Annotated in this window: 8 protein-coding genes; 6 read left to right on the top strand and 2 right to left on the bottom strand. The window is 71.8% G+C overall.

The genetic code is table 11. From position 1 onward, the window contains the following. Positions 1 to 20 precede the first annotated feature (20 nt). A complete protein-coding gene (locus tag F1615_RS12135) occupies positions 21 to 1,472 on the bottom strand; it encodes a peptidoglycan recognition protein family protein (RefSeq protein ID WP_149548916.1) in 1,452 nt (483 codons plus the stop codon). A gap of 129 nt (positions 1,473 to 1,601) precedes the next feature. On the opposite strand from F1615_RS12135, the gene F1615_RS12130 reads away from it, so the two are divergent. From F1615_RS12130 to F1615_RS12110, 5 genes are all read left to right on the top strand, one after another. Beyond that, the gene (locus tag F1615_RS12130) at positions 1,602 to 2,363 is read left to right on the top strand and encodes a TIGR03089 family protein (RefSeq protein WP_149548915.1); all 762 of its coding nucleotides are present in this window, start codon (positions 1,602 to 1,604) and stop codon (positions 2,361 to 2,363) included. A gap of 162 nt (positions 2,364 to 2,525) precedes the next feature. Further along, positions 2,526 to 3,734, top strand: a complete 1,209-nt coding sequence (locus F1615_RS12125) for an LCP family protein (RefSeq protein WP_149548914.1) — start codon at positions 2,526 to 2,528, stop codon at positions 3,732 to 3,734. 243 nt (positions 3,735 to 3,977) lie between these two features. Next, a complete protein-coding gene (locus F1615_RS12120) occupies positions 3,978 to 5,756 on the top strand; it encodes an LCP family protein (RefSeq protein ID WP_149548913.1) in 1,779 nt (592 codons plus the stop codon). Positions 5,757 to 5,836: 80 nt separating this feature from the next. Further along, the gene (locus F1615_RS12115) at positions 5,837 to 7,459 is read left to right on the top strand and encodes an LCP family protein (protein WP_208818294.1); all 1,623 of its coding nucleotides are present in this window, start codon (positions 5,837 to 5,839) and stop codon (positions 7,457 to 7,459) included. A 161-nt stretch (positions 7,460 to 7,620) separates the two neighbouring features. Next, positions 7,621 to 9,195 (top strand): LCP family protein, encoded by a 1,575-nt coding sequence (locus F1615_RS12110; protein ID WP_149548912.1) that lies wholly within the window; start codon positions 7,621 to 7,623, stop codon positions 9,193 to 9,195. A gap of 50 nt (positions 9,196 to 9,245) precedes the next feature. Here F1615_RS12110 and F1615_RS12105 read toward each other — a convergent pair whose 3' ends face one another. Beyond that, the gene (locus tag F1615_RS12105) at positions 9,246 to 10,283 is read right to left on the bottom strand and encodes a glycosyltransferase family 2 protein (RefSeq protein WP_149548911.1); all 1,038 of its coding nucleotides are present in this window, start codon (positions 10,281 to 10,283) and stop codon (positions 9,246 to 9,248) included. A 242-nt stretch (positions 10,284 to 10,525) separates the two neighbouring features. Between F1615_RS12105 and F1615_RS12100 the strand changes: the two genes are divergently transcribed. Continuing rightward, positions 10,526 to 11,887: an LCP family protein gene (locus tag F1615_RS12100; RefSeq protein WP_244328705.1), complete on the top strand. Its 1,362-nt coding sequence runs from the start codon at positions 10,526 to 10,528 to the stop codon at positions 11,885 to 11,887. The last annotated feature ends 5 nt before the right edge of the window (positions 11,888 to 11,892 follow it).

Here is an 11,892-nt window from a genome sequence, read left to right as displayed (position 1 = left end):
GGAAGAAACGCCGGCCCGCCTCAACGCCCCTGGTAGCGGGCCGCCGTGGAACGCACGGTGCCGAGCTTCTTGTAGAGCTTCCCCCCTGGGCACGAGGTGTTGAACCCGTCCCGGTGACCGGAGATCACGTTCAGTCGTACCTTCTTGCCTTTTCGGTAGAGATTGCCACCGCCGGACTTCAGATATGTCTTGGCGCGTGGATTCATGCCGTGCAGCCCGAGTTTCCACGCGGTGAGCCGGGCGACGGCCTTCTGGGCCGAGGACGACGGCTTCTTGGAGCCGTAGGAACCGATCACCGCGATGCCCGTGGTGTTGCTGTTGAAGCCCATGGTGTGGGCCCCCTTGACCGCCTTCGCCACTCCACCGGCCCTGCCCTCGTAGATCCTCCCGCACTTGTCCACGAGGAAGTTGTAGCCGATGTCGCGCCAGCCCAGGCTCCTCACGTGGTAGCGGTAGAACCCGCGGACGAGCGAAGGCGCCTGGGCACACGTGTAGTTGCTGCCGGAGGCGGTGTGGTGCACGAAGGCCGCCTTGACCTTGCCCGTGTACACGAACTGCTTCTCCCGCAGACTCTCGTTCGCTCCCCAGCCGCGCCGGGTGACGATGGCGGGGCGCGGCCCGATGTACGGCTTCGCCCGCTGCTCCTCGGTCAGTTCGGTCCCGCGCAGGGTGAGGAGTTCCTGCCGGGTCTGCTCGGCGTTCAGCGCCGGGATCTCGGTGGCGCCCGGGGCCACGAGTGAGGAGTTGGCCGCGGAGGCGGCGGTCGCCTCGGCGCTCATGGGGCTCGTACGGGCGTCGGCGGCCTCGGCCGGGAGCGGAGCGGCCGCATCCCCGGGGTCGATGAGTTCGAGCCGCAGCCCGGACGGCAGCCCGGGGGACGCGCCGGCGGCGGAGTCGGCCCCGGACCCGTCGGCCCCGGACCCGTCGGCCCCGGACCCGTCGGCCCCGGACCCGGCGGCCTCGGACCCGGCGCCCGGTTCGCCGTGCTCCGGCCGCACCCGGACCTCCACGCCGTCCGACTCCCCCACCCACAGCGGCGCCGTGGCGCCCCGCACCCGGCCCGAGGCGGCCTCCGGGGTGCCCGGGTCGGCACCGTGCTCGGTGTAGTGGGTCTCGACGTCCTGCCAGTCGGACCAGCCGCCGTCGGCGGCCGCGCGGGTACGGACCTGGACGCGCCCGTGGAGTTCGGCGGCGGGATCGTCCCAGATGACGCCGAGGAGGGAGAAGTGCCGCACGGCCCGCGGGGCGAGGCCGTGGACGGCGGCGCCGGAGGCGCGGTCGTGGCCGAGGAGTCGCAGGGGCAGCGACTGGGTGCTGCCGGGGACGTCGGGCCGGTCCGTCACTGCCGCGCGCGTGGCCGCTTCTGCCGTGGGCGCCGGTCTCGCGGCCGCCGCGGTGGCGGGCGGAGCGAGCGGAAGGGCGAGGGCGGCGGCGCAGGTGACACCGATTGAGGAAGCAAGAATTCCACGCATGCTCCTGAGCTTGGACATAGTCAGACAAATCTGTCCATCGGGGAGTTGACGGGCTGTCGGAGGACGTTCCCCCGAACCGGTGCCCCCGACGGGCGGTGCGCGGGGACGGGCCCGCGTACGCTTGCGCGGGTGAACGCCACCGACCGCACCCCTGCCGACCTGCTGAGTTCCGCGCTCGCCGCGGACCCGGGACGCCCCCTGGTGACCTTCTACGACGACGCCACGGGCGAACGTGTCGAATTGTCCGTGGCCACCTTCGCCAATTGGGTGGCCAAGACCGCCAACCTCCTCCAGGACGAGCTGTCCGTCGAGCCCGGCGACCGGGTGGCGCTGCTGCTGCCCGCGCACTGGCAGACGGCCGTGTGGCTGCTGGCGTGCGCGTCGGTGGGCGTGGTCGCGGACGTGGCCGGGGACCCGTCGGCGGCGGACGTGGCGGTGAGCGGTCCGGAGCCGGAGTCCCTGGAGGCCGCGCGGACCTGCTCGGGACCGCGGATCGCGCTGGCGCTCAGGCCGCTCGGCGGACGCTTCCCGCAGCCGCCGGAGGGCTTCGCCGACTACGCCGTGGAGGTACCGGGCCAGGGCGACCGGTTCGTGCCGTACGCGCCCGTCGACCCGGAGGAGCCGGCGCTCATCGTCGCGGGGCGGGAGTTCACCGGGGCGGAGGTGGTCGAGCGGGCCCGGGCGGAGGCGCCGGAGCTGGGTCTGACCGGTCCCGGCTCGCGGATCCTGTCGGGGCTGCCGTTCGACACGTGGGAGGGCCTGAACTCGGGTCTGTACGGGCCGCTGGCGACCGGCGGCTCCGTGGTCCTGTGCCGGAACCTGGACCGCCTCGGGGACGACGCCCTGGACAAGCGGGTGGAAAGCGAACGCGTGACGGTCATCGCCCGCTGACGCCACCCCGGGGCCCACCACCCGGCAGAGCCGTCCCCTCCCCCGTTCGGCGCAGCACCACCCCTCACGCGTCCCGCTTCCGGTCCATCGTCGTAGACAGCGGCACGCACCACACACCCGTACGCCGTCCGGTCCCGTACGCAGTGAGGGGTGGACCCGGCCATGAGCGACACCGCAGGCGCCCCCTCCGGACGGCCGGAGGACGGGAGCGCCCAGGACCCGGCGGCGGGGTCCTCGCCGGGCGGGCGGGGTCGGATCCGCCGTGGGCGGCGGCGGCGCTGGGCCCGCGGCACCGGGCTGACGGTCGCGGCCGTGCTCGTCGCCGCAGGGGGCGCCGGGTGGGCGGTGTACTTGAAGCTGGACGGGAACATCACTCCGGACGAGGCGGCGGCGGCCGAACTGGCGCGGCTCGAGAAGGACCGCCCCACCGCGCTGGTCAAGGACGCCCGGAACATCCTGCTCATCGGCTCGGACACGCGCTCAGGGGACGAGAACGGCCGCTACGGGCGGGATCCGGGGACCGAGCGTTCGGACACCGTGATCCTGCTGCACCTGTCGGCGGGACGGCGCAGCGCCACCGCGGTGTCCATACCCCGGGACCTGATGGTGGACGTGCCGGACTGCCGCCGCCCCGACGGCTCACGTTCCGAACCGATGTTCGCCGCCTTCAACTCGGCCTTCGAGGTGGGCGGTTCCGCCTGCACCATCCGCACGGTCGAGAAACTCACGGACATCCGCGTCGACCACCACGTCGTCGTCGATTTCGACGGTTTCAAGGACATGGTCGACGCGGTGGACGGCGTCGAGGTGTGCCTGCGCGAACCCATGGACGACAAGGACGCGGAACTGAAACTCCCGGCGGGCCGGGTGACACTGAGCGGGGAGCAGGCGCTCGGTTACGTCCGGGCCCGCAAGAGCCTCGGCGACGGCAGCGACACCGGCCGGATGGAGCGGCAGCAGCGCTTCCTCGGCGCGCTCGTCAACAAGGTGCGCGGCAATGACGTTCTGCTGAATCCGGTGAAGCTGTATCCCGTTCTGAACGCGGCCACCTCGTCCCTCACCACCGACCCGGAGCTGGCCAGCTTGCGCGGTTTGTACGAACTCGTTCGGGGCCTGCGTGAGATCCCCACGGAAGACGTGCAATTCCTGACCGTGCCCCGGGAGTCGTACACCGGGGACGTCAATCGCGACCAGCTCGCGCAGCCCGCGGCGGAAAACCTGTTCGAGCGGTTGCGGACGGACGCACCCGTGGCGGTCGATACGGAACGTGACCGGAAGGGCACGGAAAGGGAATCGGGGGAACCGTCCGACGGCAGTTCTCCCGCTCCGACCTTCCCGGGGAACACGGCCGCCGAGGACACCTGTACGTAAAGGCTGCCCCAAACCAACTCCACGACTGCGAACCCTTGTCCAGGGAAATGGGTGGATTGCCCCCTTGTGAGGACGTGGAATTCGTCACCGGCGTCGCCCGGGGCCGATCAGGACCGTTAGTGTGAGCGCTCCGGTGCGTCCGTTCCTTCAGGCCCGTCCTGAGGTCCCGCACTGTGTGACCGAGACCCGAGCGCCTGGGAGGGGAAAGGCGCCGCGTGGCCCCGACGGAGGATTCGAGCGACCGTGGACGCGCAAAGCCGTGGGCGGGGAGAGAACATCGATCCCGCAGATCAGTGGGTGCTCAATCCGGACACGGGTGAATACGAACTGCGACTGGGCCCTTCCGCACCGCAGTCACCCATTCCTGGCCCTCGCGGGCCGCGCCCCCCGGGTGCCCGGAATCCGGGTGCCCGCAACGCCGGCACCAAAACCCCCGCGGGCCGCGCGCCCGAGCGTCCCGGCCGCGGAGCGCCGGGGCGGGAGACGCCCGGCCGGGAGGTGCCGCCGCAGCGCAGGCGCCGGGGCGTGCCGGAGGAGCCGCCGCCGGGACGGCGCGGGCGCCGGCCGGCGAAGAAGAACGCCAAGGCGAAGAAGGTCCTGCTGTGGACCAGCGGGACCATGGCCTTCCTGGTGCTCGGCGTCGGCATGGCCGGCTACCTGTACCTGGAACACCTGAACGACAACATCACGTCCGTCTCCGACGACGGTGCCAGCACGGGTGGCTTCAAGAAGGACGAAGCGATCAACATCCTGCTGATCGGCACCGACAAGCGCACCGGTTCGGGCAACGAGGGCTACGGCGACAAGGGCAGCGCCGGGCACGCCGACACCACGATCCTGCTGCACGTCTCCAAGGACCGTTCCAACGCGACCGCGCTGAGCATCCCGCGTGACCTGATAGTCGACATCCCCGACTGCCCCACCGAGCAGGAGGACGGCAGCCAGAAGGTGATCCCGGGCTCCCCCGGCGTCCGCTTCAACACCAGCCTCGGCCAGAGCGGCCGTACGCCCAGCTGCACCATGCGGACCGTGACCGAGCTGACCGGGATCAAGCCGGACAACTTCATGGTGGCGGACTTCAACGCGGTCAAGACGCTGACCTCGGCGGTCGGCGGCGTCGAGGTGTGTCTGGCGAAGGACATCGACGACCCGGACTCGCACCTGGAGCTGCCCAAGGGCACGCACACCATCGAGGGCGAGCAGGCGCTGGCGTTCGTCCGCACCCGGCACTCCGTCGGCACCGGCGGCGACCTGAGCCGGATCGGGCTGCAGCAGCAGTTCCTGAGCGCGCTGATGCGCAAACTCAAGTCGAACGACACGCTCACCAGCCCCTCGAAGATGATCAAGCTGGCCGAGGCGGGCACCGAGGCGCTCACCGTCGACTCCCAGCTGGACAGCATCAACAAGCTCAAGGACCTCGGTCTGGAGCTGGGCAAGCTCAACGTCAAGAACCTGACGTTCACGACCGTGCCGGTGGTCGACAACCCCGCGGAGACGGTGAAGGCGACCGTCGTCCTCAACGAGGGCAAGGCCCCGGAGGTCTTCGACCTGATCCGCAACGACGTCTCGTTCACCGAGGTCAAGCAGAAGCAGAAGCAGGAGAAGGCCGCGGTCGCCGCCCGGCTGAAGGGCGAGAAGGCACCGGCCTCCGAGGTCAGGGTGCGGATCCTCAACGGCGGTGCCCCCGGGGGCAGCGCGCAGGAGATGCTCAGCTGGCTCCAGGTCGAGCAGGGCGTCACCAAGTCGGAGAACGCCGGCAACGCGCCCGGGGAGCTGAGCAGGACGACGCTCGAGTACGCTCCCGACCAGGCCGACCAGGCACGCCGCCTGGCCGACATCCTGGGCCTGTCCGGATCGGCGATGAAGCCCGGCGAGAGCGTCACCAACGCGCAGGGCGTGCCCGCGATGACCCTGACCCTCGGCAAGGACTTCAAGGGTGCCGGTGTGTCGCTCACTCCGCCGGACAAGGCGCCCGACGACATCGAGAAGTCCACGGCGGACAAGGTCGAGTGCGCCAAGTAGGACTGGCCTGACGGGCCTGCCGCGCGTCCCACGGGGCGCGGGCGGGCCCGTTTCACGTGCAGGGGTGGGGAGACGCAGGGATGACGCGGAGCAGTGTGCACGAGGAGGCGGCACGGCCGGGCGACGCCCCGCGCGGCGGGCGGCCGGACCCCGACGGCGACGACGTCCCGGGAAGACGCGGAGGCCGGCCGCCCGGCGGGCGGGGCCGGCGCGCGCTGCGCTGGTCGGCGACGACCCTCGCCGTGCTCATACTCGGGACGGCCGGCGCCGGTTACCTGTACTACGAGCATCTGAACGACAACCTGGTGAAAGGTGAGCGCAGCAGCGGCGACTCCAAGGCCCGCAGGACCGGGGCGAACGCGGCCGGGCAGACGCCCCTGAACATCCTGCTGATCGGCTCCGACAGCCGCGCCTCCGACGCGAACGTCGCGCTCGGCGGCAGCCGGGACAACCGCGGCAACCCGCCGCTGGGCGACGTGCAGATGCTGATCCACCTCGCCGCGGACCGGGAGAGCGCGGCCGTGGTGAGCGTCCCGCGCGACACCCGGGTCGACATCCCGGAATGCACCGACCCGGAGTCCGGGAAGACGTACCCGGCGGTCAACGACATCATCAACACCTCGCTGTCCCGCGGCGGCGCCGGATGCACGCTGGCCACCTGGGAGAACCTCACCGGCGTCTACATCGACCACTGGATGACGATCGACTTCGCGGGTGTGGTGCGGATGGCCGACGCCGTCGGCGGTGTGGAGGTCTGCGTCAACCAGAACGTGTGGGACCGTCCGCTGCCCGGCGTGCCCGGCGGCTCGGGCCTGAAGCTGGAGGCCGGGTCGACCGAGGTGGAGGGCGAACAGGCGCTGCAGTGGCTGCGTACCCGGCACGCCTGGGGCAGTGACGTCCTGCGCACCCGGGCGCAGCGCATGTACATGAACTCGATGATCCGCACCCTGCGGGACCAGAACGTCTTCACCGACACCGGCCGGCTGACGGACCTGGCCGAGGCGGCGACCGAGTCGCTGCAGGTCTCCGAGGAGATCGGCTCGGTGAAGAAGCTGTACGACCTGGGGATGCAGCTCAGGACGGTGCCGCCGGACCGCATCACCATGACGACGCTGCCCACGGTCGAGGACCCGCAGAACCGCAACCACCTGCTCCCGGCCGGCGCCGGCGCCGAGCGGATGTGGGCCCTGCTCCGTGACGACGTGCCGTTCGACGGCAAGGGCGGCGCGAAGGACGCGGGGAAGGCGGCCGCCAGGGACGGGGCCACCTCGAAGGACCCGGCCGCACCGGACGGCGAGATCGGTGTCCTGGTGCGGAACGCCACCCGGTCCGCGACCCTCGGCCCGGTCGGCGGCCGTGCGGGCGCACTCGCGCGGGCGCTGGTCGCCCAGGGCTTCACGCGGGCCGCGCCGGACGCCTCGGCCGCCGTCGCCGAGGAGCGGACCGTGGTGCGCTATCCGAGCGCCGAGCTGCAGGGCGACGCCGAGCGGGTCGCCAAGGCCCTCGGGATCCCGGCGAGTTCGGTCAGGCGGACCACCGGCGTCTCGGGCGTCACCCTGGTGGTCGGCGCCGACTGGCGCGAGGGCACGGTCTATCCGAAGCAGGCGCCGCCCCGGGCCGGAGACCTGCCGAAGGACGCCGACGCGCTCAACGGCTCGGAGACCGGCACGTGCATGGACGTGTACAAGCCCTACCGCTGGTAGCCGGTCCCGGCGGCGGTGAGAACGGCTCCCGGCCACGCCGAATTCGTTGAACTCGGTCGGATTCGCAGGGCAACTGACGGGCCCGTCGTGCGTCTAACAGGACGCGGGACGGGCCCGACGGCCGAGGTGAGGAGATTCCAGGGGTGGGGAGGACGGGGGCAGTGACGCAGAACGCCACGCGGGAGACGCTCCGTGACGAGGAGCACGAGGAGGACCCGGACGAGGGTCCGCCCGCCGGTGACAGCGGCCCCCGAGCGCGGCGCGCACGCCGGGTGCTCAAGTGGTCGGCCGCGGTCCTCGCGCTGCTCATGATCGGCGCTGCCGGAGCGGGTTACCTCTACTACCGGCAGCTGAACGGCAACATCAAGAAGGACGCCCTTAACCTGGGCGACAACAAGGTGGCCGAGCCGACGCCGAACGCGGCCGGGCAGACCCCGCTGAACATCCTGCTCATCGGCAGCGACGCGCGGGACACCGAGGAGAACCAGCAACTCGGCGGCGCCCGGGAGACGTTCGGCTCCACCCCGCTCGCCGATGTGCAGATGCTGGTGCACCTGTCCGCCGACCGGACCAACATGTCCGTGATCAGCATGCCGCGCGACACCCTGGTCGAGATCCCCAAGTGCACCGACCCGGACGACGGGACCGTCCACCCTGCGAGCAACGGCCGCACGATGACCAACCAGAGCCTCGGGCACGGCGGTCCGGGCTGCACGGTGGCCACCTGGCAGGAGCTCACCGGCATCCACATCGACCACTTCGTCATGGTCGACTTCGCAGGCGTGGTCTCCATGGCGGACGCGGTCGGTGGCGTCCCGGTGTGCGTCGACGCCAACATCCACTCACGGGACGGCCAGGGGCACGGCTCCGGGCTGAAACTGGAGAAGGGCACCCATCCCGTCAAGGGCGAGCAGGCCCTGCAGTGGCTGCGCACGCGCTACGGCTTCGAGGACGGCAGCGACCTCGCCCGCGCCAGGGCCCAGCACATGTACATGAACTCGCTGGTCCGCCAGCTGCGTGCGAACGCCACCCTGAGCAGCCCCAACATGCTGCGCAGACTGGCCGAGAAGGCCACCGGGGCCCTCACCGTCGACCCCGGGCTCGACACCGTGAAGAAGCTCTACGACCTGAGCACCGAGCTGCGCAAGGTGAAGCCGGAACGCGTCACCATGACCACGATGCCCAACCGGTACGTGGGCGCCCGGGTGGAACCGACCGAGGACGCCGAGACGCTGTTCCGTCTGGTACGCGAGGACATCGCCCTCGACGGCAGGGACGCCACACCGCGGAAGGCCGAGGAGAAGACGCCCTCCGCCCCGGCCGCCGACGACGCCGCGATCGCCGTCCAGGTGCTCAACGGCACCCGCACCGACACCCTCCCGGCCGCCTCGGGACGGACCGGCGCGGTCGCCGGGGCGCTGCGGGAGAAGGGCTTCACCGGCGCGACCGCCGACACCACCCGCTCCGTCAGCGAGAAGCGGACGGTGGTGCGGTATCCGGGCGCCGACCTCGAGGGCGACGCCCGGCGCGTCGCCGACGCCCTCGGCATCCCGGCCGGCCAGGTCGAGCGGTCCACCGACGTGTCCGGCGTCACCCTGGTGGTGGGCGCCGACTGGCGCGAGGGCACGGAGTACGCGGCACCGGGGAAGGACGACACCACCCCGGAGTCGGCGAACGCGCTCAACGGGGCCGACGAAGAGGCCTGCATGCACGTCGATCCCGCCTACACCTGGTGAACGCGCGGGGCCCCTTCCTGGCCGGGAAGGGGCCCGCGGTCGAAGCGGCGTCAGGCGGCCGGCGCGTCCGCGTGGACGGCGGGGCGCCGCGAGGCGATGACCTTCCTCGCCAGCGAGCGCGGGCTGGTCAGGAAGCCCCAGCCCCACGACATGTGCATGGTGGCCAGCGCCACCGGGATCTGCAGCCGCGCCTTCAGCGGCAGTCCCACGCCCGCGGGTATGGACCCCGCCACGATCGCCGCGAGATAACCGCCCGGCACCACGAAGCCCCACGGGGTGAGCACCGCGCCCACCAGGATCCCGGCCGCGATCGCACACACCGCGGCCGGCGGGGCGAGGTAGCGCAGGTTGATGGAACCGGAGTGGTAGCGGGCCACGACGTGCCGCCAACGGCCGTAGTCCTTGTACTGCTTGGCCAGGGCGCGCACGCTCGGCCGGGGGCGGTACGACACCTTCAGCTCCGGCGAGAACCAGATCAGTCCGCCGGCCTCACGGATGCGGAAGTTCAGCTCCCAGTCCTGGGCGCGGATGAACTCCACGTTGTAGCCGCCCTGCTGCTCCAGCGCCTCGCGCCGGAACACACCCAGGTACACGGTCTCGGCGGCTCCGGCCTCACCACCGGTGTGGAAGGCGGCGTTGCCCACACCGATCTTCGACGTCATCGCGGCGGCGACGGCGTGCTCCCAGTCGTTCTCACCCTCGGCGTGCATGATGCCGCCGACGTTCTGCGCGCCGGTCTCCCGAAGGAGCCGCACGGCGGTCGTGATGTAGTTCGGGGAGAGCATCCCGTGCCCGTCGACGCGGACCACGATCGGATGGCGCGAGGCCTTGATCGCCGCGTTGAGGGCGGCCGGGGTGCGGCCGGTCGGATTGGGCACGGTGTGCACCCGCGGGTCCTCGGCCACGAGCTCGGCGGCGATCTCGTCCGTGCGGTCCGTGGACGGACCGAGGGCGATCACGACCTCCATCTCGCCGGCGTACTCCTGGGCGAGGATCGCGCGGACGGCGCCACGCAGATGCCGCTCCTCGTTGAGGACGGGCATGATCACGGAAACGGCGGGGAGCCGCACGTCGGGATTGGCGTTCATAGGGGGCTCACGTTACCGCGAACGGGGGACACGGTTGCGCGCGCCGGGGTGCTGTGCGCCGGGCCGCAGATCGTATCGGCCTACGGTGCTCACGATCCCACGCACGGCCGTCCTCCGGAGGTGCCCCCTTGCCCACGCCGCCGCGGTCCCCCCGGCCCCGCACCTCGTCCCGGCACCCGGCGCGACCGCCCCGCCGGGGCCCCCGGCCGCCCGTGCCGCCGCGCCGCAAGCCGCGCTGGGCGATGCGCACCGTCACCACGCTGTCGGTCGTGGTGCTCGCCTCGGCCGGGATCGGGCACGCGGTGCTCAGCAGCCTCGGCGAGGACATCACCCGGGTCGACCCGTTCCGCGACATGAAGAACCGGCCCGAGGCCGGCCACGGCATGAACATCCTGCTCGTCGGCACCGACGGCCGGGAGAGGATCGGGAAGGAGGAGCGGGAGAAGTACCGGCTCGGCGGGGCACCCTGCCACTGCACCGACACGATCATGATCGTGCACATCTCGGAGAACCGGGACCGCGCCAGCGTGGTCAGCCTGCCCCGCGACTCCTACGCCGAGACGCCCCCGCACACCGACCGCGTGAGCGGCGAGCAGCACCGGGGACACCCCCTCAAACTGAACGCGGCGTACGCGGAGGGCGGCCCGCGGCTGACCGTGCGCACGGTGGAGAGGATGACCCGGGTGAAGATCGACCACTACCTGGAGGTCGACTTCACCAGCTTCATGAAGACCGTCGACGTCGTCGGCGGCGTGGAGATCTGCACCGACCGGCGGCTCAGGGACCGCCACACCGGACTGGACCTGCCGGCCGGCCGGCACACCCTCAAGGGCGGCGAGGCCCTGCAGTACGTCCGGGCCCGGCACGTCGACGGCGCCTCCGACCTCGGCCGGATGAAGCGCCAGCAGCACTTCATGGCGGCGCTGGTGGACCGCGCCACCTCCTCCGGGATCCTGCTGAACCCGATGAAGTTCCGCGACGTGACCCGGGCCGTGCTCGGCTCGGTCCGCGCCGACAGGGGTTTCGGCACCGGCGAGCTGCTGGACCTCGGCCGGGCGATGCGGAACTTCTCGCCGTCCTCCTCCGAGTTCATGACGGTGCCCATCGCGAAGATGGGCCACGCCGTGAAGGGCGTCGGCTCGACACTGAAGTGGGACGCCGAGAAGGCCGGGCACATCTTCGACGCGCTGCGCCGGGACCAGCCGCTCACCGCGCGCCGCTCCCCCGACGCGGCACTGCCGGTGCCGGTGGACCCCCGGCAGATCCGCGTCCAGGTCGAGAACGGCACCCGCACCGCGGGCCTCGGCCGGCGCGTGGACGCGGCACTGGCGGCGACCGGCTTCCGCACCACCCGCGTCCCGGCCAACGCCGCCGAGCAGAACGTGCGGCGGACCGTCGTCGCCCACGACCCCCGCTGGGACCGCTCCGCGAAGTCCCTCGCGGCGGCCCTTCCCGGCAGCGAGCTGCGCGCGGTGAAGGGCCAGGGCCCCACGCTGAAGGTGATCGCGGGCACCGACTTCGTCAAGGTCCGCAAGGTGCGGGCCGAGGACCCGGGGCAGGGCGAGTTCGGGGTGGTACGGGGCGACGAGGTGAACTGCTCCTGAGGTCC

It is taken from the genome of Streptomyces marokkonensis, from assembly GCF_008312835.1.
Lineage (GTDB): Bacteria > Actinomycetota > Actinomycetes > Streptomycetales > Streptomycetaceae > Streptomyces > Streptomyces marokkonensis_A.
The sequence above is the reverse complement of the archived record's forward strand: the minus strand, read 5'-3'. Positions and strand labels throughout refer to the sequence as shown.

Bases quoted from the DNA above. Each gene is read 5' to 3' on its own strand.
- F1615_RS12100 (WP_244328705.1), top strand. From the start codon at position 10,526: ATGCGCACCGTCACCACGCTGTCGGTCGTGGTGCTCGCCTCGGCCGGG.
- F1615_RS12105 (WP_149548911.1), bottom strand. From the start codon at position 10,283: ATGAACGCCAATCCCGACGTGCGGCTCCCCGCCGTTTCCGTGATCATG.
- F1615_RS12125 (WP_149548914.1), top strand. From the start codon at position 2,526: ATGAGCGACACCGCAGGCGCCCCCTCCGGACGGCCGGAGGACGGGAGC.
- F1615_RS12115 (WP_208818294.1), top strand. From the start codon at position 5,837: ATGACGCGGAGCAGTGTGCACGAGGAGGCGGCACGGCCGGGCGACGCC.
- F1615_RS12135 (WP_149548916.1), bottom strand. From the start codon at position 1,472: ATGCGTGGAATTCTTGCTTCCTCAATCGGTGTCACCTGCGCCGCCGCC.